The organism is Paracidovorax wautersii, from assembly GCF_900113035.1.
In the GTDB taxonomy this organism is placed as follows: Bacteria; Pseudomonadota; Gammaproteobacteria; order Burkholderiales; family Burkholderiaceae_C; genus Paracidovorax; species Paracidovorax wautersii.
The window spans coordinates 60,501-80,527 of the sequence record NZ_FONX01000011.1 but is presented as its reverse complement, the minus strand read 5'-3'; the positions used below and the strand labels follow the sequence as shown (position 1 = coordinate 80,527).

At 64.4% G+C, this 20,027-nt stretch carries 25 protein-coding genes; all 25 read left to right on the top strand.

The genetic code is table 11. The features are described from left to right. Positions 1-182: 182 nt before the first annotated feature. On the top strand, positions 183-395 hold the full coding sequence (locus tag BM070_RS15960) for a hypothetical protein (protein ID WP_003290186.1): 213 nt from the start codon (positions 183-185) through the stop codon (positions 393-395). Positions 396-416: 21 nt separating this feature from the next. Continuing rightward, complete coding sequence (locus BM070_RS15955; RefSeq protein ID WP_017512401.1) at positions 417-809, top strand: hypothetical protein; 393 nt, start codon at positions 417-419, stop codon at positions 807-809. Between the two features lie 173 nt (positions 810-982). Continuing rightward, the gene (locus BM070_RS15950; RefSeq protein ID WP_017512402.1) at positions 983-1,669 is read left to right on the top strand and encodes a hypothetical protein; all 687 of its coding nucleotides are present in this window, start codon (positions 983-985) and stop codon (positions 1,667-1,669) included. Positions 1,670-1,749: 80 nt separating this feature from the next. Continuing rightward, the gene (locus BM070_RS15945) at positions 1,750-2,487 is read left to right on the top strand and encodes a DUF5983 family protein (protein WP_017512403.1); all 738 of its coding nucleotides are present in this window, start codon (positions 1,750-1,752) and stop codon (positions 2,485-2,487) included. 97 nt (positions 2,488-2,584) lie between these two features. Further along, positions 2,585-2,863 (top strand): hypothetical protein, encoded by a 279-nt coding sequence (locus tag BM070_RS15940; RefSeq protein WP_009459701.1) that lies wholly within the window; start codon positions 2,585-2,587, stop codon positions 2,861-2,863. A 289-nt stretch (positions 2,864-3,152) separates the two neighbouring features. After that, on the top strand, positions 3,153-3,965 hold the full coding sequence (locus tag BM070_RS15935; protein ID WP_023103925.1) for a hypothetical protein: 813 nt from the start codon (positions 3,153-3,155) through the stop codon (positions 3,963-3,965). Positions 3,966-4,089: 124 nt separating this feature from the next. Beyond that, positions 4,090-4,443, top strand: a complete 354-nt coding sequence (locus BM070_RS15930; RefSeq protein WP_009459699.1) for a DUF3085 domain-containing protein — start codon at positions 4,090-4,092, stop codon at positions 4,441-4,443. Positions 4,444-4,811: 368 nt separating this feature from the next. Further along, positions 4,812-5,729 carry a DUF3577 domain-containing protein gene (locus tag BM070_RS15920; protein WP_023103924.1) on the top strand — a complete coding sequence of 306 codons (918 nt, stop codon included), beginning with the start codon at positions 4,812-4,814 and terminating at the stop codon, positions 5,727-5,729. 57 nt (positions 5,730-5,786) lie between these two features. Beyond that, positions 5,787-6,476: a DUF3275 family protein gene (locus BM070_RS15915; RefSeq protein ID WP_023103923.1), complete on the top strand. Its 690-nt coding sequence runs from the start codon at positions 5,787-5,789 to the stop codon at positions 6,474-6,476. Positions 6,477-6,570: 94 nt separating this feature from the next. Continuing rightward, positions 6,571-6,894: a hypothetical protein gene (locus BM070_RS15910; protein WP_023103922.1), complete on the top strand. Its 324-nt coding sequence runs from the start codon at positions 6,571-6,573 to the stop codon at positions 6,892-6,894. A gap of 101 nt (positions 6,895-6,995) precedes the next feature. After that, the gene (locus BM070_RS15905) at positions 6,996-7,403 is read left to right on the top strand and encodes a hypothetical protein (RefSeq protein WP_023103921.1); all 408 of its coding nucleotides are present in this window, start codon (positions 6,996-6,998) and stop codon (positions 7,401-7,403) included. Between the two features lie 16 nt (positions 7,404-7,419). Next, positions 7,420-7,680, top strand: a complete 261-nt coding sequence (locus tag BM070_RS15900; protein WP_023103920.1) for a hypothetical protein — start codon at positions 7,420-7,422, stop codon at positions 7,678-7,680. Between the two features lie 78 nt (positions 7,681-7,758). Further along, complete coding sequence (locus BM070_RS15895; RefSeq protein WP_023103919.1) at positions 7,759-8,406, top strand: hypothetical protein; 648 nt, start codon at positions 7,759-7,761, stop codon at positions 8,404-8,406. A 38-nt stretch (positions 8,407-8,444) separates the two neighbouring features. After that, a complete protein-coding gene (locus BM070_RS15890) occupies positions 8,445-9,578 on the top strand; it encodes a DUF6094 domain-containing protein (protein ID WP_254912518.1) in 1,134 nt (377 codons plus the stop codon). A 50-nt stretch (positions 9,579-9,628) separates the two neighbouring features. Then, on the top strand, positions 9,629-9,949 hold the full coding sequence (locus tag BM070_RS15885) for a hypothetical protein (RefSeq protein ID WP_023103917.1): 321 nt from the start codon (positions 9,629-9,631) through the stop codon (positions 9,947-9,949). 90 nt (positions 9,950-10,039) lie between these two features. Next, positions 10,040-10,345: a hypothetical protein gene (locus BM070_RS15880; RefSeq protein WP_023103916.1), complete on the top strand. Its 306-nt coding sequence runs from the start codon at positions 10,040-10,042 to the stop codon at positions 10,343-10,345. A 135-nt stretch (positions 10,346-10,480) separates the two neighbouring features. Continuing rightward, positions 10,481-12,760: a helicase-related protein gene (locus tag BM070_RS15875; protein ID WP_028690958.1), complete on the top strand. Its 2,280-nt coding sequence runs from the start codon at positions 10,481-10,483 to the stop codon at positions 12,758-12,760. A 113-nt stretch (positions 12,761-12,873) separates the two neighbouring features. After that, entirely contained in the window at positions 12,874-13,743 is an 870-nt protein-coding gene (locus BM070_RS15870; protein ID WP_028690957.1) for a hypothetical protein, read from the top strand. A 160-nt stretch (positions 13,744-13,903) separates the two neighbouring features. Next, positions 13,904-14,503: a PFGI-1 class ICE element type IV pilus protein PilL2 gene (gene pilL2 / locus BM070_RS15865; protein ID WP_028690956.1), complete on the top strand. Its 600-nt coding sequence runs from the start codon at positions 13,904-13,906 to the stop codon at positions 14,501-14,503. Beyond that, positions 14,500-15,141 carry a hypothetical protein gene (locus BM070_RS15860; protein WP_023103912.1) on the top strand — a complete coding sequence of 214 codons (642 nt, stop codon included), beginning with the start codon at positions 14,500-14,502 and terminating at the stop codon, positions 15,139-15,141. Before pilL2 ends, BM070_RS15860 begins: the two co-directional genes overlap by 4 nt. A gap of 14 nt (positions 15,142-15,155) precedes the next feature. Continuing rightward, entirely contained in the window at positions 15,156-15,881 is a 726-nt protein-coding gene (locus BM070_RS15855) for a TIGR03759 family integrating conjugative element protein (protein ID WP_023103911.1), read from the top strand. Next, complete coding sequence (locus BM070_RS15850) at positions 15,863-16,468, top strand: transglycosylase SLT domain-containing protein (RefSeq protein WP_028690955.1); 606 nt, start codon at positions 15,863-15,865, stop codon at positions 16,466-16,468. Before BM070_RS15855 ends, BM070_RS15850 begins: the two co-directional genes overlap by 19 nt. Continuing rightward, positions 16,465-17,004: an integrating conjugative element protein gene (locus tag BM070_RS15845; protein ID WP_017515759.1), complete on the top strand. Its 540-nt coding sequence runs from the start codon at positions 16,465-16,467 to the stop codon at positions 17,002-17,004. The genes BM070_RS15850 and BM070_RS15845 overlap by 4 nt, the downstream gene beginning before the upstream one ends. A 4-nt stretch (positions 17,005-17,008) precedes the next feature. Next, the gene (gene traD / locus BM070_RS15840; RefSeq protein ID WP_023103909.1) at positions 17,009-19,198 is read left to right on the top strand and encodes a type IV conjugative transfer system coupling protein TraD; all 2,190 of its coding nucleotides are present in this window, start codon (positions 17,009-17,011) and stop codon (positions 19,196-19,198) included. Next, positions 19,195-19,944: a TIGR03747 family integrating conjugative element membrane protein gene (locus tag BM070_RS15835; protein ID WP_023103908.1), complete on the top strand. Its 750-nt coding sequence runs from the start codon at positions 19,195-19,197 to the stop codon at positions 19,942-19,944. The genes traD and BM070_RS15835 overlap by 4 nt, the downstream gene beginning before the upstream one ends. Positions 19,945-20,027 lie beyond the last annotated feature (83 nt).

The following is a 20,027-nucleotide window of genomic DNA, read 5'->3' as shown; positions in this document are numbered from 1 at the left end:
GTCAGCACATGCCAGCAGCCAGGGTTCCAGGCTGCCGCGGGTCTCTCCCGCGTCACCCACCAGTCCGCATCGCATCAATTCTGCGGATGAGCGTCCCCGTGACGCTGATGCTTTTTATCAACCGCGTGCGGGAGCTGCCATCCCGTGAGGGACAAGGCCCCGCTTTTCCAAGGAGCCCGTCCATGTCCCAGCAAGCCTCTTTCGGCCAGTTGGCCCTGACCTACTGCGGCAAGTTCCTGCCGCTCGAAGTCTTGCAAAGCGCCGCCGGCCACTACATCGGCACGCGCGATACCGAAGGTCCCGTTTCGCGGGAATCCCGCGAGTACTTCCGCAGCTATGCCGCGGCTCAACGCGCCCTCGAAAGAGGCGGCTGGTCCCAGCTCGCCATTCCCTGATCCAACTGGAGAAATCACGTCATGAACCAGCTACTGCCGCGGGAAGTCGTCGATCAGATCATGCGGGAAGAGCAGCATTTCGCTGCCGCGCCCCAAGCCTTCTTCGAGGCCTGGAAGCGCGGTGTCGAGATTGCTGGTCCCGAGTGGTTCGGCGACGGCACCCGTGAAGGCCTGAACCAGGCCAAGACCAAGTGGGATTTGCGTCCCGACATGCTGCGGCTCAACGATGCCCTCGGCGTCCTGAGCAGCGGCGAACGCATGTTCCTGTCCGCCATGGTCAGCTTCTACAACGCGCGCGAGGGCGGTGCCATGCTCAAGCGCTGCCGCTTCCACGGGCTGTCGGACTTCGACGGTCTCGATCTGGAACGCCGCAAGGTCATCGCCGACCTGCTGGTGAACTACAGCGGTTGGTGAGCCGGTCTCCGGCACGCCACTGTCCTCTCGATCCCCCCGTGAGGGACATGCGCCCATAAGGCCATGTCCCTCAATTTTTCTTCCCCATCGCCCGACGCCAACGGCCTTGGGCTATTCCCTGCGGACGCCATCGTCCGCATGGGCTGGCTCCGCTCTTCTCGAAAGGAGCCAGCATGGCAAACAACTACTACGAAGGCACGGGCGTTCTCGTGCTCAACCGCGTTACTCCCGTCATCAAGGCACTGTTCGGTGCTTTCGCGCTCGACGAAAACCATCCCGGCAATGGGCAGGCCTACATCGCCCAGATCGCCGAAACCAATGATCCACGCTGGACAGATGTGCTGGACGGTCTGGAAAACCTGGCCACACAACTCGGCATCCCCATGCCCGACGACGAAGAGTTGTCGATTCCGCCTCTGCTTGAACGGCTGGCCGCGCACTTCGGTGCTGACCAGGACGGGGAGCTGGAGAACCTGATCGAGCACCACCAATTCGAGGACGGCGCCGACCTGGAAGCCCTGCTTCTGATCGCTACCCGCTTCGATGACGGCCATAACCTGACCGCCATCCAGTTTGAGGGCTGCTGGTATTGCAGCAAGCCAAGGCTATTCGAGTTCGGCGGCAACGGCTGCTACCTGAGCCGTGAGGTCCAGGTCTTCAGAACGTCCTCGCAGGCGCTTCAACTCGGCGATCAACTGCGCAACACCATCCTGGCCGCCGACATCGAAGAGGCCTCAGCGTTGATCGCGCTGGAGGCCGCCAACCTGCTTGCCGGCATCACCGATGAGCAATTTCGCCTAAATGTGCGCCATCGCATCGCCGAACGGCTGGTTCAGACGCCAACGATCAGCGCCGACTGACGCATTTTCCACTTTCAACCAACCGGGTCCAATTCCCGGTGGCGGAGATTGGCCCCAATATTCAAATCTGGAGAGTTCCCATGTCCCAGAAACCCAATCCCTTTCTCCGCGGCTACTGGAATCTGAAAATCGTCCGCACGCTGTGCATCGGCTACGACGACGGAAGCCCGCATGTCTGGCGAATCATCCACGCGAGTCAAAAGCACTTTTCCGACGAGGAACTGATTTCATCCTCGTGCATCGTCACCAGCGATTTCGCCGTGGTCAGGAATGGTCCCGAACCCGTGAGTGCCGAGGTGCTGGCCGAATGCGATACCGCAGAAGGTGTCAGCGGCGAAGGTGTAATCGGTGCCGTGGTCTATGCCATCCATGGCGACGACTTCGACGGTCGCCCCATCCACGTCGGCGACGCCTATTCGGCAGAGGCAGCGCGGGAAGTCGTACAGCGCCTGAGTTTCGAGACCGGCTACTACAGCCGGTGCTGGGAAATCAGCAGCGCACACATCAGCCAAGAAACCGGCCAATACCTCGCCAACCTGGCAGACCTCGCTACGCCGGAGGCATTCCTGTTCATCGCGTTCCGGGTTCCGTACAGCCCGGCGATCGGCATCAAGCTGATCTCCACTCCCTGGACGGACAAGAACCTGGACCACGCCGAGGGCATCAGTGCGGAGCAGCTTCGCCAGGAGCACCGAAGCAAGGGTATGCCGGATGACCTGGCGAACGTCATTGAACTGGCTGGCCAGGCCGACGTGCGCATCCTGATTCTCGACGCCGACGCACCCGTGCTGTTGGGCCTGCCGTTGGCCGAATCCTAGCAGCCGCTCGACGCAACATCCTTCCTCTTTGTTCTCCCCCATACCGGCCCGTCTCCCTCCCGGAGCCGGGCTGGTCCATTTTCATAGGAGCAACCTCATGTTCCCCGACCTCATCTCGCGCACGCCAGACTTCGAGCACCAGCTCGGCGCCTGCGTCAATGCCATGGGCCAGGACGACGCCATCGGCCAGATCCTGGTATTCGAGCGCATGAGCGGCACGCTGCACATGCGCCATATCGCCAGCGCCGACCTGGTGGACACCGACATTGACGACTACGAAATGGTCGTCTTCGACGGTGGCAACACCAGCGGCGATACATGGAAGCATGTCTTCTTCCCACGTCAGCGCGAGCACTACTTCGTGTACGAAGCCTGACCCAACCAAGCCCCTTTTCGAGGGGCTTTTTCTTGTCCGCAGCGCAGGAAAGCGGGTGCGACGCTGTGCGATTTCTTGCAGGCAGGCCGCCCATTCCAGAGCCATCCTTGCTCCATGTTCGTCGGCGTTGCCGACACATGCCCTGGCAGCCGAGACCTTCAAGGCTGCAAGTGCGGGAAACCGTGCTGGTCGTTTCTTCCTATGGACGTACCCCGTCCGTTCACGCCACCCACAAGGGACCTCTCCCTTGCGGGCGGGGAATCCCTTGTTCTTCCTCAAGGAGATTCCCATGGACCGTTCCCTCATCAAATCCATGATGCCTTCGCTTGTCGCGGGCCATGTCCCTCGCAACGTGCGTTCGTTCAAATACCGCGTATTCGATGATCAGCCGCAGTCCTCGACGTTGGGCTTCGCCATTGACCCTCAGCCCTTCAACGGCAAGGTAGTCTCCGCGACCGACGATGCCATCGTCGTCAAGCTCAAGCCTTCCGAGTTCGCCGTGCTCGATCCCAACCTGGTGACCACCGTTCCCAGCGAGGGCGCCAAGGTCCATGTCCAACCCTACGCCCGGCGACGTTTCGACGGGCTTCGCGCGGACACCCCGGAAGTCGTCACCGAGAAGACTTCGGATGGCACGCCTTACACCATCACGAGGCATATCCTTGGCAAAGCACCCGCCAAGCTGCCCATTCCCGAGCCGCAGTGCATGGAGCTGGGCCAACTCATCGAGCAGTTGGAGGAGATGCCCGCGCCCGACGGGTTCCGGTGCATCACCCACATGCTGGTCGATGCAGGTGCCCGCGACTTCGCCTGGGTCGATCCCAAGCCCTCCAGGATCATCGAGACCCCGCCGGCGATCAGCTTCACGGTCTCAACCACCAAGTTCGAGGGTCAGGTGACGATCCTCTACGACCGTGGCGGCGACACCTACGTGGTGGAGCTGCACCGCGACGGTGAGTTGGTCGATAGGCACGACGAGGTGTATTTCGACATGCTCGGTGAAGTGCTGGAGCGGCTCATCGACGACGGGCGCTGGCGCCTGATCGACGTGAGCGTGATCGACGCCAAAGCCTTTCGGCAACGTCAGGCGGTTCCAGCCTGACGTGCCAGACAGGAAGCCTAGCGGCACGACTGATCAGTCCACAGCCTACCGGCGACTGCCCCACAAGCCTTCCATCCGTTTCGGTGGAGGGCTTTTTTCTTCATCCATACAGGAGATTTCAACCATGTCACTGCGATTCAGAGGCTCCGACCTGCGCCCCGTGCTTGCCGAAGCCATCGCCAACCAATGCCGCGTCGCCCTGGCCAAGGACCAGGGCGTGTACTTCCTCGCCGAGCGCGGAGAGCGCCGCCCCGATGGCCGCGTGAAGCTGCTGGCCTATGCCGTCGGCTGCAACCCGGATACCGACCCGTTCGATGACTGGTGGGAACTGGCACGCGCCGAGCTTGGCGGCGACGACTTCGGCGAGTTCTTCGACCCGAAAGACAGCGTTTTCACTCGCATTCTGCAAAGCTCAGATGATCTGGAGCTGTCCGCCACCGCTACGTATCTGTCGCTGGCGGCGGTGGAATCGGCGTAGTCCAAAAATGTCCGCATACCCCTTGAAGCCCCCATTTCGGGGGCTTTCTTTTGGGCGGAACTGGGCAGCCTGGAAAAAATGGGAAGCGCCCGGATGCCGATTGATTGCTGTCGCGCGCGCGAGGCCCGGCCATGCTGACCCCATGCCTGCTGACGTTGTCAGCGACATGCCAAGCAACCATCGGTCTTCAAGGTTGCGTCGCAGTTCCCACTGCGTGACCGAGCCAGCTCGCACCGCATCCATCCGCGAGCGGCCACCAGTCTCTGGTGGCGGATGCTTTCGCCTTATCGACCCACCGCGGGGTTACGCACCTTTCCCCGCATGCGTGGGGCTGGTGTGTCTCCGCTTCTTCCCTATGGAGATTCACCATGAACACCACGTCCAACGAGAAATCGTATTTCGACCTCCACACCTCGGGCATCGGCTACATCCAGCGTGTCCGTGAAGTGCCTGTCCGGGGCGGCCGCCGTGCGCAGCCTTTCCTGGCATGCACCGTTGCCGCGCTGGTCGGCCCCGCCAGGGACCCCAGCTACCGCTACTTCGACGTCAAGGTCTCGGGTGCCGAGGCCAAGAACCTCGTCCAGCGCTACATCGGCGTTGACGATCCCAAGCAGCGCCCGCTGGTGCGCTTCCGCCTCGGCGACCTGTGGGGCGATGCGTACATCCGCGACAAGGGCGAGCGCAAGGGTGAAGCCGCCGCGTCCCTCAAGGCGCGACTGCTCAAGGCCGAGCCGCTTGACCGGGCCGAACTGGCTTCCATCAAGCAGCACGAGCTGATCACCCGCGGCATCGGCTACCTCAGCCGTCCGAAGGACGTCACCCCCAAGGATGGCGATCCGTTCCTGTCGTGCTGCGTCGCGGCTCTGGCCGGGCCTGTCGGTGAACCGGACTATCGGTACTTCGACACCATCGTCGCCACCCCTGAAGCCGAGCACCTGGTTCGCCGGTGCGTGCAGGCCATCGAAGGGGACCGCAAGGTGCTGATCGCCTTCAAGTTGAACGACATGAAGATCGATCCGTACATCCGCACCAAGGGTGAGCGCGCCGGGGAGCCGGGAGCGAGCCTGGAATCGACGCTGATCCACATCGGTCTGATCAAGATCGACGGCACCCAGGTCTATCCGACGAGCCAGGCGCAAGCCGAGGCGTCGCAGGCCGAGGACGCACCCGCGCCCGAAGCCGAGGACGCCGCCGACACCGCTGCCGACCAGCCTATCGAGCCCGCCGAGCGCGAGCCCGCAGGTGAAGTCGAAGAGCAGGAGCCGGCATTGGCTGCTTCGTTCTGATCCGGCATGGCCCCTCACGGGGCCTTGCCTTTTTCCTATTCCTCAAGGAGAAGCATCATGGCAGTCACATCGGCACCCGAGAAATCGGCCACTCCCATCATCGTCCCGGGCCAGCTCGCGCTGCGCACCATTCATGGCCGCAACGGAAAGTTCAATGTTGGCAAGCTCGAATGCCAACTCGGAAAATTCACGATTAAAGACGCGGAGTTGGAGCAATACCCCGAGGGCAAGTATCAAGGGGAGTTCGTCCTTCGCTACATCTTCCTCAAAGGCTATCCGATCAGCGACGGCAGCATGCGTTTCGAGATGCGCGCCAACCTGGACGGTATGACACTTTTCGGCATCGACAAGCTGAGCAAGGCCGAAGCACATAGCTTCGCCCCGCAGGAAGTCGATCCGCTCGATGAAGATCAAGGGACACAGCCTGCGACAACGCCGGCCAAACCCGCCAAGGCATCCAGGTCCGCCAAACCTGCACCCGTGCAGACGTCCGCGGACCCGCTGGTCGATACCACGCCCTTCGGCGTGGACGCGCCGCCTGCTGCGGCTGCTGCCCCCGGCAGCACCGAGGATGGCGACGCCGCGCTGTTCGGCCTGTTGTGGCCGCTGGGCGAGTCTGTGAAGCTGGATTCGACCATCGACCGCCGCGCCCTGCGCGCCCAGATCGCCCGCCTGGGCGAACTGGGCTACGCGCTGGACTTCAAGACGCAGGAGTGGAGCCGCCAGGCCGAACTGCAACCTGCGTGATTGCAGACACCGCATCCGCGGTGTTCTTCATCCACCCGCTGGGGTTCCTTCCCCATGCGGGGGTGGCCTCGGCTTTCTTCTGGAGGTCTCCATCATGTCCACCATCACTTGCGATACACCCCGTTCCGCGCTGGACGAAACCGCGTGGCGCGCCGTTTGCAAGACGGCCGCCGAGCATGCCCAACGTGGTTGCGGCCTGTCCTGGGATCACTGGGTCACGCTTTTCAGCTCGGAGATCGACGCGCAAGCCAGTCGATTGCCGGAAAGCCAGCGCGTTCATGCGCTGGAAATCGCGACCCAGGAATGGGACTACGCAACACCTGCCGAACGGCAGGAAACCCAGGACTGGCTCGCTGAAAACGGCTGCTGTTCGCATGGGATCACGCTGGGTTGCTGCCCGGCCGGTTGCGGTTCCTAGCCCGCACTGCATTCCATCGCCGCACACGCGGCATTCCATCACCCGCTGGGGGTTCTTCCCCACGGGGAGGCCTCTGGCTCTACTTCTTCAGGAGGCCTCTCATGGGCTGGTATTTCTCTCCCCAATCGCGGTCTGAACTGATCGCCGAACTGATCGCACCGCAGGAGACCGAGCGCGCCAGCGTGAAGGTCATCGCCCACACGCTGCGCGGCAACGTCCTCTGGTCCGTCGCGGAAGTGACGGCCAGGGCCGAAGGCGTGCATCGTGATCTCGCGCCGGGCCAGTCCCTGCGCTACATCCGCTGCGATCTTCTGGAGCGCAGCGGCAACCAGTGGGGCTACAAGCCGCTGGACGAGTCCATGCACCCGTACTACTACTCGTGCCCGCTGTCCTATCTGGACCTCGCACCGGAGCAGTCCGCCGACTGGCGTGCAGGCGTTCGCGCCTACCACGCGCGGCGTCGTACACCCACGGTTGCCACGGCACCCGCCGCGGCACTATTGGCCTGAGCCAGGAGGAACCAACATGGACCCGATCCTGGCTGCGCTCCCCGCCTCGCTGTTAAAGCTCGTTGAAGGCAGTTTGTCCAACGACGAAGTTTCCTCCGACGAGGAAATGCTGGCGTACTTCATCGACAACGGCCTCACCGAGGAGCAGGCACGGCAGGCGCTGACCTATCGCGACCAGTACCTCAACAACATCTACCTGGACGGCTTCACGCCGATCACCGCGGTGGACGAGGCGCTTCACTTCAACCCGCACACCCGGCAGTTCGAGCCGGACTGAGCGGTTTTCTTCCACCCCCCCCGGGGCAGTACCTGCCCCGACGGGCGGTGCTGTTCCCGCTCATCCGAGGACACCACCATGCCCGCAAACACTTCTTCCACGCTGTACCGCATCGACGAATGCCCGGACGTGATGGCCGACGCCTGCGTTGGCGATGACCAGGGCAACCTGATCTTCCTGTCCATCTGGGCACGCGACACCGCCGTCCAGCAATTCCTCGCTCGCCTGACCCTCGGGCGCGACGAGCAGGGACTGGACCAGTTCCACGTCATCACCGACCAGGGCGGCAGCGTCCCGGTGTTCATCGGCAACGTCGATCGCCTGGAAAAGCGCATGACCCGCGCCTACCGGCGAACGCTGTTCGGTTCGCTGTCCAACGTGTGGCTGTTCGACCGGCGCTGCGTCAAGCCCGACAAGGCCAACGCCAGCGCATTGGCACTGCTGCCGCGCGACAGCGCCCACCGGCTTGACCGCCTGTGGATGCTGGTGCGGGACACCTGCCCGTTGCCGCTACTCGACCACTGGCGCGAGACCGTGCTGGAACTGCTGCAAAGCCGCGAGATGCTGGCCCGCCTTCCGTTCGCCCTCGGGCCGCTGGAAGGCCATCGGCTCGCCATCGACGTGCCGGCGCTGACCCTGGCGCTGGGCTCCCTGATCCGCAGTGACGCGCTCACCGCCTATCCCTATCCGACCAAGATTTGGACGCCGGAAGCGGTAGCGGCTTGACCCCCTCGGAGGCACGTCTCGGCGTGCTTCCGTCTTTCATCCCCGCCAACCAGGAGACTTCCATGGCCCTCATGTTCCCGCGGCTCGCCCGCAATTTCGCCAAGAACGGGTACTACCCGACCGACGAACCCACGCTCGAAAGAGCCCTCAACGCACTGATGCCCAGCGACGGGCCGATGTGCATCCTTGATCCCTGCGCCGGCGAAGGCGTGGCGATCGCCGAAGCCGCCTATGCCCTCGGGCGTGACCAGGCCAAGGCATTCGCGGTCGAGTTCGACGCGGAGCGGGCACGCCATGCCCGAGGCTTGGTCGATCACTGCCTGCACGCGGACCTGATGGACACGATGGTCTCCAAACAGTCCTTCGGGTTGCTCTGGCTCAACCCGCCGTATGGCGACCTGTCCAAGGACGTCAACGGCAACATCGGCTATCAAGGTCAGGGACGTGCCCGCCTCGAAAAGCTGTTCTATCAGCGTTCGCTGTCGCTGCTGCAGTACGGCGGCATGCTGGTCTTCATCGTCCCCGGCTACGTGCTCGACGCGGAGCTGGTTGGTTGGCTGACACGCCACTACACCGATCTGCGGATCTACCGAGCGGTGGAAACGCAGTTCAAGCAGGTGGTGATCTTTGGCCGAAGGGTGCGCCAGCGCGAGCAGGCCCCCGATGGCGTCAAGGCCGTGCGCAACCTGCTGCTGCAGGTTGGGCTTGGCGAAGTCGAAGCCGAGGAACTGCCGAGCGAATGGCCGTTCCTGCCGTACATCGTCCCCGCCAGTCCGGTCGAGCCGGAGCATTTCTTCCGCGTGACGATGGAGCCGGAGCAGTTCGCCGATGAGGTCGGTCGGCTGCAAGGCCTCTGGCCGTCGCTGGACACGCACCTGGGGGCCGCGCAGCAGTCGCTGCGTCCACCGGCGCGAGCCTTGTCCCACTGGCATCTCGCCCTGGCCTTGGCAGCGGGCGCGATCTCCGGCGTTGTGCGCTCCCAGACGGGGCGCGTGCTCGTCGTCAAAGGTGACACCCACAAGGACAAAACGCTCCAGCGGGAATTCACCGAACGCGAAGACGGCTCCATCGCCGAGACCCGCATCCTCACCGACAAGTTTGTGCCCGTCATCCGCGCGTGGGACATGACGCCTGGCTCCGCGACACGGGGCGAGGTGTTGACCATCCGCTGATCCACCGGACGCGCTGCCGTCCTGCTGTACCACATCGAAGGAGAAACACCATGTTCCCGAATCCGTTCAAGCGGCCAGCGCCGCACAAGCAACCGTTGTTCGCACCGAGTACGTTGAAGTTGAGCGAGAAGGTGCATTGGCTGGCCCGAAGAGGCCTGATCGACCCCTTAGCCTATGTCCAGCGCCATGTGCGCGGGGACTGGGGCGAGATCGATGAGGCCACACGCCAAGCCAACGACGTGGCGATCCAACAGGACAACCTGATGATCTCGCAGTTCAGGATCACGCCGGACCTGGCGCTAATCGTCAAGACCAGCGAGGACCACCAGACCACGGTGATCCAGCTTCCCGAAGAGCGGGACCTGATCTGACGTCCCCACATCGTCATCCTCATTCTCCTGACGGAGCCACTTCACTCCGGCAGGGGTGTCGTGGCTCAATGACTCATCAAGGAGGAGCCCATGGCATCACATCGCATCGAAACCTACTGTCAGAACCTGGCGTTCCCCATCGGGGCGCTTATCTTCAGCAAAGGCATTGACCGCCTGGTCCGCTCGGGTCGCCTCGACCCGATCCCGTACTTCAGGCGCCACACCCGTGGCGACTGGGGCGACGTCAACGTCCAGCAATGGCAGGCCAACAGCACCGCGCTTCAATCAGGCGCATCGCTGGCATCGCACTACGTGATCCATCCGGGGCTGGCCATTCGCATCGTTACCGACGCGGAGCGCCACGCCACCGTCATCGTTCTGCCGTCCGAGGACTGAGCACGGTTCAGCCGCTGGCCACCCAGGCCAGCACCTTCAACCACCGTCGGCCACGCGTCGATTTACTTCCCACCACGGGGCATGCCACTGCCCCGCTGGGGGTGGTGCATGCCCCTTTTTCTTTGGAGCATCACCATGTCCCTCGATCTCGAAACCAATGCCGCTGAAGCCGCGCCCGTACAGGGCGAACTGCTCGACGCGGAATCTTCCCCTCTGACCCTGAGCCTTCAGGATTTCGTCGGCGAGTTCGGCGACGAACTGCTCGACGCCCTCAACAGCGCCAACCCGCCGGTCTATACCGGCCAACCGCAAGCACATCGCCAGCTCATCGTCGCCAGCCTCAAGCGCAAGCTGTTCCAGGCCCAGGCCGAAGTCGTCCACGCCGCCGCGGAGCTGCTGATTGACCGTGGCGAGCGCGCCGCGATCGTCAATGGCGAGATGGGCTGCGGCAAGACGACCGTCGGCATCGCCACGGCCGCTGTGCTCAACGCCGAAGGCTACCGCCGGACCTTGGTTCTCTCGCCCCCGCACCTTGTTTACAAGTGGCGGCGCGAGATCCAGGAGACAGTAGCGGGCGCGAAGGTCTGGGTGCTCAACGGCCCCGATACCTTGGTCAAGCTCATCAAGCTGCGCGAGCAGTTGGGTGTGCAGCCGACCGGCCAGGAGTTCTTTGTCCTGGGGCGCGTCAGGATGCGGATGGGGTTCCACTGGAAGCCTGTCTTCACCCAGCGGCGCACCCGCCACGGCGACGTGGCGGCCTGCCCGGACTGCGGCACGGTCATCACCGACCTCGACGGCGAGCCGGTCAACCCGGTCGCGCTCGAAGCCGAGGAGTACCGCAGGAAGTGCAGCCATTGCGCAGCGCCCCTGTGGACGCTGATCCGCCCACGCAGCCTGTCCGGCAGCGACCAGTCCTCGGCCGTGCTGAAAGCCTTGAAGCGCATCCCGACCATCGGGGCAGTCACCGCGCAGAAGCTGATGCAGAAGTTCGGAGACGGCTTCCTGGCCTCGATGCTCGGCGACAACATCCATGAGTTCATCAACCTCATGGACGGCAACGGCGAGCTGGTGTTTTCCGACCGTCAGGCCACCCGCATGGAACGTGCGATGGCCAACATGGAGTTCGGCTTTGGCGAAGGCGGCTACCAGCCGTCCGAGTTCATCAAACGCTACCTGCCGCAAGGCACGTTCGACCTGCTCATCGCCGATGAGGCGCACGAGTACAAGAACGGCGGCAGTGCCCAAGGCCAGGCCATGGGCGTGCTGGCAGCGAAGGCTCGCAAGACCTTGCTGCTGACTGGCACGCTGATGGGCGGCTACGGGGACGACCTGTTCTACCTGCTGTTCCGAGCCCTTCCGGGGCGGATGATCGAAGACGGCTACCGCCCGACCACGAGCGGCAGCATGACCTCGGCCGCGATGGCGTTCATGCGCGATCACGGGGTCTTGAAGGACATCTACTCCGAGAGCACCGGCACGGCGCACAAGACGGCCAAGGGCACCAAGGTATCGGTGCGCACGGTCAAGGCCCCGGGCTTCGGCCCCAAGGGCGTCTTGCGCTGCATCCTGCCGTTCACGATCTTCCTCAAGCTCAAGGACATCGGCGGCAACATCCTGCCGCCGTATGACGAGGAGTTCCGCGAAGTCGCGATGGACACGGCGCAAGCCGCGGCCTACCGCGATCTGGCGGGTCGGCTGACCGCGGAGCTGAAACAGGCTCTTGCACGACGCGATACGACCTTGCTGGGTGTGGTGCTCAACGTGCTACTGGCCTGGCCAGATTGCTGCTTCCGGTCGGAGACCGTGGTGCATCCGCGCACGCGCAACACCTTGGCGTTCGTCCCGGCTCAGTTCAACGAGTTCGAGATCAGCCCCAAGGAGCGTGAGCTGATCGACATCTGCAAAGAGGAGAAGGCGCAGGGCCGCAAGGTGCTGGCCTACACGGTCTATACCGGCACGCGCGACACGACCAGCCGGTTGAAGGTGCTGCTGGAGCAGGAAGGCTTCAAGGTGGCGGTGCTGCGCGCAAGCGTGGATGCCAGCCGCCGCGAGGACTGGATCGCCGAACAACTGGACCGTGGCATCGATGTGCTCATCACCAACCCCGAGCTGGTTAAAACGGGACTGGACCTGTTGGAGTTTCCGACGATCGTGTTCATGCAGTCGGGCTACAACGTGTACTCGCTGCAGCAGGCGGCACGCCGCTCCTGGCGCATCGGGCAGAAGCAACCCGTGCGCGTGATCTACCTTGGCTACGCCGGCTCCTCGCAGATGACCTGCCTCGAACTGATGGCCAAGAAGATCATGGTCTCGCAGTCCACCTCGGGCGACGTGCCCGAATCAGGGTTGGACGTCCTGAACCAGGATGGTGATTCGGTCGAGGTCGCACTGGCCCGGCAACTGGTCGCCGCCTGATCCCCACGCCAACGCTGGCCTAACGCCGCCGGCTTTCCGCTGTTCCCACCTTGCAGCCACGTCCACGGTCTCCGTGGGCGTGGCTGCGCTTTTTCGATCCCAAGGAGATTTCCATGAACACCAATACCCAAGCAACGACCAAAGTCGTCAGTGCTCGCCTCACGCTGGACGTGACTTACCTGCTCAACGGCGAGGCCGAATCGGAAATGCTGGCACGGCTGCGCAGCATGTGCGAATACGCCATCGATGAGGGTCTGCTGACCGGCGAGACCGCCGCGGAAGTGGATAAGTGGTCGATCGATGTGTCCGAGCAGCCCTCGGAAGCTGAGAGTGACACCCTGGTAACCGAGATCGCCTCCTTCATGCGGCAGCGCATCGAAGACGGCAATCTGAACGCTGAAGACATCCCCGTGCGCCTGGCGCGCTACGGCCTGATGGCTCCCGAGGCATTCGCCGACGAGATGCGCGAGCGCATGGGTATGGCCGACGAAGAACCCGAGAGTCAGGCTGTCATCCCTCCGACCGAGCCTGCTGAAGGCGGCGAGATCGAGATGCAAGTCGCTGTCGCCTGCGTCGATGCTTCCGGCACCCCCAACATGCCGGTCTTCAAGGTCAGAACCACCCAGGAGGAATACGACCAGGGTGCCCACTACCACAAAGCCAAGGATCTGGCCGAAGAAGCCCGGTACGAAGGGCCGTTCGTCTGCTTCGACGCTGCCGAATATGGCCCCATCCTGTCGGCCGCCCGCGAACTGGGTCTTGTCCCGCAGGTCGTCGTGGTCGATATGACCGACGGCCAGATCCACTCCATCCGCTGCGACACCGGCGAGATCAAAGTCGTCTGCTACGACACCAGCGATACCGACGAGTACTCGGTGGCGATGGCGGACCGGCCGCTCGGCGAGAACGGCCAACTCGTGCGCTGCTGGGCGCATGCCCAACTGGCACAGGTCGATCCTGGCCTGAAGCTGGCTCGGGGTTGATTCGGCAGGGTCCGACCTGCGCTCTCATTGGCCCCTTCGGGGGCCTTTTTCTTTGGAGGGAGGCTGTCGGAAAATCGGACGGGGCGTGATTCGCATTGTTTGCTGCCGCGCACGACCCCAGCGGCGATGGTGAGGGCTCGATGTTTCAGGACGCCGAGCTATGTGCCCCTCTCCACCCTGGTTTCACCATCCCGAACGCCGCCTGCTGACGGGATTTCTCGGCCTGCTTTGGTCGGTACTGGCTGGCGGCTGCGCGACAACGACTGCGCCGCACGCACCCGATGCCTTCGAGGAAGTCTCGACCGCGCCCGAACCCGAAGCGCCCGAGTACATCCCCGTTGTGCGCTATGGGCGCTACACGTTGGTCGAGCTGGCCCCCACGGCGGCGCAGCGCGACCTGCTGTTGCAGACCATCGATGTTTCGATGCCGGCGGATGCCCGCGTCACGGTCGGCGATGGGCTGCGGCACGTGCTCAAGCGCAGCGGCTACAGCCTGTGTCAAACGGCACATGCCGTGATCGAGTTGTATGCGCTGCCGCTGCCGGCGGCGCACCTGCATCTCGGTCCCATGACCTTGCGCGACGCGCTGATCACCCTAGCTGGTCCGGCCTGGGAACTGCACGCGGATGACCGCGCACGACAAATTTGCTTCGAGCGGCCCGGCGACAGCATGGCCGTCGAATCCATGCCTGAACCGGCCGCCGCCGATGCGGTGCAGACCTTCCCACTGATGCCCTCCATTCCAGGCGGCCAGCCATGAACACTCCCCAATCCTCGCGGCGCCCGGCTGCCGCCGTGGTGGCGCAAAGCCTGCTCTGGCTCTGGCTGCTCGGTCTCAGCGTCATCGTGGCCCTCGGCTACCAGGCGATGAGCGACCAGGCCGACGAGGAACGGCTCGACTCCCGTTTGCAACGCCTCGAAGCGCAGGCGGTGGCCTTGGCCGAGACCATCGGAACCATCCAGCAGCGTCCGCAGGTCGCAACGGCGGCGGACCTCAAAGACACCCGCCAAATCCTGGAAGCACGCGCTTCCCAAGTTGAGAAGACATTGAGCAGCTACGCAGCAGCCGACGACCTTCAGGCGCTGCGCGCGGAGATCGAGCAGATCAAGACGCGTCAGACCGCCGCGCGTGCAGCAACACCCGCCCAGCCGCGCACATCGAGCAAGCCCGCCGCCAAGCCTGAACCGCCGCCACTGCCGTTCCGCATCGTCGGCGCCGAACTGCGCGCCGGCCAGCTCAGTGTGTCCGTCGCGCCGAGCAGCGGGGACTTCACGCCCGACCAGCTTCAGGTGCTGTTGCCCGGTGATGCGGTCGGTCCATGGCGCTTGCAGGCAATCGATGGCAGCGCTGCGGTGTTCCAAGCCGGCGAACAGATCCGTCGCGTGGCGATTCCCTGATCGGAGCACACGACATGAAGCCGTCGATCATCCTTTCCGCACTCCTACTGGCTTCAGTCCAGTGGCCCGCGTGGGCGCAACAGCCAGCCACAGCTCCAGCCCGCAATGCGCAGAGCCAGGAGCGCCCGCTGGCCGCCCGCGTCCTGGACGACCGAGTAGCAAGCAACTGGGGGCTCCAACCCCAGGAATGGGCGCGTTACCGCGAGCTGATGGATGGGCCGCTGGGCATCTACTCGCCAAACCTGGACCCGCTGTCTGCCCTAGGCATCGAGGCACGCACCGACGAAGAACGGCGGCGCTATGCAGAGCTGCAGGTGCAAGTCGAGGCTCGCCGCGTCGAGAAGCTGCTCGCCTACCAACGTGCCTACGACGAAGCCTGGCAGCGCCTGAACCCCGGCATGCAGCGCGTGAACCTGCCCGACGACGGGCCGGGCACCGGCACCGCGCGCGGCAGCGGTCGCATGGCGGTGTTCGTCAAGGACGGCTGCGCGGCCTGTGGGCAGCTCGTGCAGCGGCTGCAATCCTCGGGTGCCGAGTTCGACCTGTATATGGTGGGCAGCCGCCAGGACGACGCACGCATCCGCGACTGGGCCAAGCGCGCGCAGATCGACCCGGCGCGCGTGCGCAGCGGCAGCATTACCCTCAACCACGACGGCGGCCGCTGGCTGTCGCTGGGCCTGCCCGGTGACTTGCCCGCGGCTGTGCGCGAGGTGAACGGCCAATGGCAGCGCCAGCCGTAGCGGCCACCTCCTTCTCGCAGCTCTTGTGCGCACTGGTGCTCGCTACCGGCCTGTGCGCCTGCGCCGTCCATGCCCAGGAGATTCCGCCACCTGCCTACCAGCTCGCCGCCCAGCAGGCGGGCATCCCCTCGACCGTGCTCTACGCCGTGGCCTTGCAGGAGAGCGGCGTTCGACGCAACGGGCGCATCGTGCCGTGGCCGTGGTCCCTCAATGTCGCCGGCCAGTCGCGCCGCTTCGCCACGCGCGCCGACGCCTGCTCGGGCTTGCAACAGGCAATGCGTACCACGCCCCACACGCGCATCGATGCAGGCCTGGTCCAGATCAACCTCGGCTACCACAAGCATCGCTTCACCAGCGCGTGCGACCTGCTGGACCCGTATCGAAACCTCGCCATCGCCGCTGAAATCCTGAACGAGCAGCACACGTCCGGCGAAGACTGGCTGCTCGCGATCGGCCGCTACCACCGTCCTGCGGGCGGCGAGCCCGCCGCCCGCTACCGGCGCAGCGTGTCGCGCCATCTCGCGCGTGTGCAGGGCGCACATCCAAACGCCGCGGTGCTCGCCGCGCGCCAGGAGACTTCCCCATGACAAAATCCCATCTGGCCCTGCGGGGCCTGCTTGTGCTGCTGGCAGGTCTGCCGCTGGCATCGCGTGCCGGCGATCCGCTGATCGTGGTCGAAGATCGCGGTGGCACGTCGGCGCTGCCGTACTACGAGGCCCTCAACCTCCAGGCGCGCGCCGATGTCCCGGGCCGGCCGCCCATTCCGACGCCACAGGTTCCCGCCACACCCGCGGACGAGGCAGCGATGCTGCCGGTGCGTAGCGCCAAGCTCACGCCCGGCACCGTCGCGCGGCGCGTGATCGAAGCGCCCGGCCTGCGGCCGTTCGTGGTCATCGGCGACGACGACGCCTCCCGGGCCTGGCTGCAGCGCCGCGGCGTCGCTTTGCGCGAACGCGGCGCGGTCGGCCTCGTGGTCAATGTCGAGACCGCGCAGGGCCTGGCACGGTTGCGTGCCCTGGTGCCGGGCGTGCCGCTCGCGCCCGTAGCCGGAGACGACCTGGCCGATCGCCTGGGGCTGCGGCACTACCCGGCGCTGATCACGGCCACCGGCATCGAGCAATGAAGCCATGTCGGGGAAACAGCCGGTCGAGGTTCTGCTACGCCCAGCGGTGGAGCTATACACCGTCGCGGCGTGTGCAGGCGCCGCGTTTCTGTGCCTGGTGGCCCCATGGTCGCTCGCGCTGAGCCCGTCGATGGGCGTCGGCAGCGCGCTGGCTTTCGGCGCTTACGGCGCGATCCGCTATCGCGATGCCCGCGTGATCCTGCGCTACCGACGCAACATCCGCCGCCTGTCGCGCTACGTGATGACGAGCAAGGACGTGCCCGTCAGCCAGCAGCGGCTTTTCATCGGGCGCGGGTTCCTGTGGGAACAAAAACACACCCATAGGCTGATGCAGACGTACCGGCCGGAGTTCCGCCGATACGTCGAGCCGACGCCTGCCTACCGGCTGGCACGGCGACTGGAGGAGCGGCTGGAGTTCGCGCCGTTCCCGCTATCCCGGCTGTCCGCGCTCACGGGCTGGGATGCTCCTTTCAACCCGGTGCGTCCGCTGCCGCCTGTGGGCGGCCTGCCACGCCTGCACGGCATCGAACCGGACGAGGTGGACGTCAGCCTTCCGCTCGGCGAGCGTGTCGGGCACTCGCTGGTGCTGGGCACCACGCGCGTGGGCAAGACGCGACTGGCCGAGTTGTTCGTGACCCAGGACATCCGCCGCAAGAGCGCTGCCGGCGAGCACGAAGTCGTGATCGTCATCGACCCCAAAGGGGATGCGGACCTCTTGAAGCGCATGTATGTCGAGGCCAAGCGCGCCGGCCGTGAAGGCGAGTTTTACATCTTCCACTTGGGCTGGCCGGAGATCAGCGCCCGCTACAACGCGGTGGGCCGATTCGGTCGCATCTCGGAAGTCGCCACCCGTATCGCAGGGCAACTCTCCGGTGAAGGCAATAGCGCGGCCTTCAGGGAGTTCGCGTGGCGCTTCGTCAACATCATTGCTCGTGCCCTGGTGGAACTGGGACAGCGCCCGGACTACATGCTGATCCAGCGGCACGTCATCAACATCGACGCGCTGTTTATCGAGTACGCCCAGCACTACTTCGCCAAGACCGAGCCCAAGGCCTGGGAGGTGATCGTCCAGATCGAGGCCAAGCTCAACGAGAAGAACATCCCGCGCAACATGATCGGGCGAGAGAAGCGCGTGGTTGCGCTGGAGCAGTATCTCTCCCAGGCGCGCAACTACGACCCGGTGCTCGACGGACTGCGCTCGGCAGTTCGGTACGACAAGACCTACTTCGACAAGATCGTCGCGTCATTGCTGCCGTTGTTGGAAAAGCTAACCAGCGGCAAGATCGCGCAGCTCCTGGCACCGAACTATTCCGACCTGGCCGACCCGCGCCCGATCTTCGATTGGATGCAAGTCATCAGGAAGCGCGCCATCGTCTATGTGGGACTGGACGCGCTGTCCGACGCCGAGGTTGCCGCAGCGGTCGGCAACTCCATGTTCTCCGACCTGGTTTCGGTCGCGGGCCATATCTACAAGCACGGAATCGACGATGGCCTGCCAGACGCCTCGGCTGGCGCGCGCGTACCGATCAACGTCCATGCGGATGAATTCAATGAACTCATGGGTGACGAATTCGTGCCGCTTATCAACAAAGGCGGCGGCGCCGGGCTGCAAGTCACCGCGTACACGCAGACCCTCTCGGACATCGAGGCCCGCATCGGCAATCGCGCGAAAGCTGGCCAGGTGATCGGCAACTTCAACAACCTGTTCATGCTGCGCGTGCGCGAGACTGCCACTGCCGAACTGCTGACGCGGCAGTTGCCGAAGGTCGAGGTCTATACCACTACCATCGTCTCCGGGGCAACCGACAGTTCGGACATCCGCGGCGCGACGGATTTCACGTCGAACACCCAGGACCGCATCAGCATGTCCAGCGTGCCGATGATCGAGCCATCGCACGTAGTCGGCCTGCCAAAAGGCCAATGCTTCGCGCTGCTGCAGGGCGGCCAGCTTTGGAAGGTTCGCATGCCGCTGCCGCTACCAGACCCGGATGAAGTGATGCCGACGGACCTGCAACAACTGGCAGGGTACATGCGCCAGAGCTACAGCGAGGCTACGCAGTGGTGGGAGTTCACCAGTTCCCCGGCCTTGCAGGATGCGGCCTTGCCCGATGACCTGCTGGATGATGCTGCTCCAGCCGAGCCTGCTGCGGTGGCCACCGACACCGACCACAGTGGCGACGAGGCCGCGCCGTGAAGGACGCCGCCTCGACCGCGCAGCGGGAGCAGAATCAGCGCCAGGGCCTGATCGTCGGCACCATCACCTTGCCGTTTCGCTTGCTTGGAGTGCTGATCGGCTCGCTGCTGTTCTCGATCGTGGTGGAGTGCGTCGGCATGCACCTGTTCTGGAAGGACCAGGGCTGGCGCCATTCCCAGCAGATGTTGCAGTACGAGCTTGGGCATCTGTCCAACCACTTCACGCGCAGCGTGGTCGTGCAGGAGCCGGGGCGCACGGCGCACGAGTTGGTGGATACAGGCTACGAATGGGTGTTTGTTCGCTCCGGGCTGCTGGCGCGCATGAGCCAGACCGCCGAGCGCGTCCGCGCGCCCAGCCACGAGCAGGCGCGCAACTTCCGCTACTACATCAGCCAAGCCTATGTCTGGGCCGAGAGCTACCTGATCGCCGCGGCCTTCACGACGCTGACCTTCCTAGTGCGCCTGCTGGTCCTGGTGCTCACGCTGCCACTGATCTTCACGGCTGCTTTCGTCGGTCTGATTGACGGTCTGGTGCGACGTGACGTGCGCAGGTTCGGCGCGGGCCGCGAATCCGGGTTCATCTACCACCGCGCGAAAGCCAGCCTTATGCCCCTGGCCGTGCTGCCGTGGATCACGTACCTGGCACTGCCGATCTCGGTGCATCCATTGCTGATCCTGTTGCCGAGCGCCGCCTTGCTGGGACTGGCCGTGAGCCTGACTGCGGGCAGCTTCAAGAAGTACCTCTAGCCGATCAATCCGGTCATCCGCAGGTTCCTATTGTTTGCGGCCTGAAACAGCCCTGATCTCCACGATCTAGCCATTGCTGATCA

Coding starts and splice junctions, on each gene's coding strand:
- BM070_RS15950 (WP_017512402.1), top strand. CDS start 983: ATGGCAAACAACTACTACGAAGGCACGGGCGTTCTCGTGCTCAACCGC.
- BM070_RS15915 (WP_023103923.1), top strand. CDS start 5,787: ATGGCAGTCACATCGGCACCCGAGAAATCGGCCACTCCCATCATCGTC.
- BM070_RS15895 (WP_023103919.1), top strand. CDS start 7,759: ATGCCCGCAAACACTTCTTCCACGCTGTACCGCATCGACGAATGCCCG.
- BM070_RS15930 (WP_009459699.1), top strand. CDS start 4,090: ATGTCACTGCGATTCAGAGGCTCCGACCTGCGCCCCGTGCTTGCCGAA.
- BM070_RS15935 (WP_023103925.1), top strand. CDS start 3,153: ATGGACCGTTCCCTCATCAAATCCATGATGCCTTCGCTTGTCGCGGGC.
- BM070_RS15885 (WP_023103917.1), top strand. CDS start 9,629: ATGTTCCCGAATCCGTTCAAGCGGCCAGCGCCGCACAAGCAACCGTTG.
- traD (WP_023103909.1), top strand. CDS start 17,009: ATGTCGGGGAAACAGCCGGTCGAGGTTCTGCTACGCCCAGCGGTGGAG.
- BM070_RS15880 (WP_023103916.1), top strand. CDS start 10,040: ATGGCATCACATCGCATCGAAACCTACTGTCAGAACCTGGCGTTCCCC.
- BM070_RS15955 (WP_017512401.1), top strand. CDS start 417: ATGAACCAGCTACTGCCGCGGGAAGTCGTCGATCAGATCATGCGGGAA.
- BM070_RS15960 (WP_003290186.1), top strand. CDS start 183: ATGTCCCAGCAAGCCTCTTTCGGCCAGTTGGCCCTGACCTACTGCGGC.
- BM070_RS15870 (WP_028690957.1), top strand. CDS start 12,874: ATGAACACCAATACCCAAGCAACGACCAAAGTCGTCAGTGCTCGCCTC.
- BM070_RS15905 (WP_023103921.1), top strand. CDS start 6,996: ATGGGCTGGTATTTCTCTCCCCAATCGCGGTCTGAACTGATCGCCGAA.
- BM070_RS15900 (WP_023103920.1), top strand. CDS start 7,420: ATGGACCCGATCCTGGCTGCGCTCCCCGCCTCGCTGTTAAAGCTCGTT.
- BM070_RS15850 (WP_028690955.1), top strand. CDS start 15,863: ATGGCAGCGCCAGCCGTAGCGGCCACCTCCTTCTCGCAGCTCTTGTGC.
- BM070_RS15855 (WP_023103911.1), top strand. CDS start 15,156: ATGAAGCCGTCGATCATCCTTTCCGCACTCCTACTGGCTTCAGTCCAG.
- BM070_RS15860 (WP_023103912.1), top strand. CDS start 14,500: ATGAACACTCCCCAATCCTCGCGGCGCCCGGCTGCCGCCGTGGTGGCG.
- BM070_RS15875 (WP_028690958.1), top strand. CDS start 10,481: ATGTCCCTCGATCTCGAAACCAATGCCGCTGAAGCCGCGCCCGTACAG.
- BM070_RS15920 (WP_023103924.1), top strand. CDS start 4,812: ATGAACACCACGTCCAACGAGAAATCGTATTTCGACCTCCACACCTCG.
- BM070_RS15910 (WP_023103922.1), top strand. CDS start 6,571: ATGTCCACCATCACTTGCGATACACCCCGTTCCGCGCTGGACGAAACC.
- BM070_RS15940 (WP_009459701.1), top strand. CDS start 2,585: ATGTTCCCCGACCTCATCTCGCGCACGCCAGACTTCGAGCACCAGCTC.
- BM070_RS15845 (WP_017515759.1), top strand. CDS start 16,465: ATGACAAAATCCCATCTGGCCCTGCGGGGCCTGCTTGTGCTGCTGGCA.
- BM070_RS15945 (WP_017512403.1), top strand. CDS start 1,750: ATGTCCCAGAAACCCAATCCCTTTCTCCGCGGCTACTGGAATCTGAAA.
- pilL2 (WP_028690956.1), top strand. CDS start 13,904: ATGTGCCCCTCTCCACCCTGGTTTCACCATCCCGAACGCCGCCTGCTG.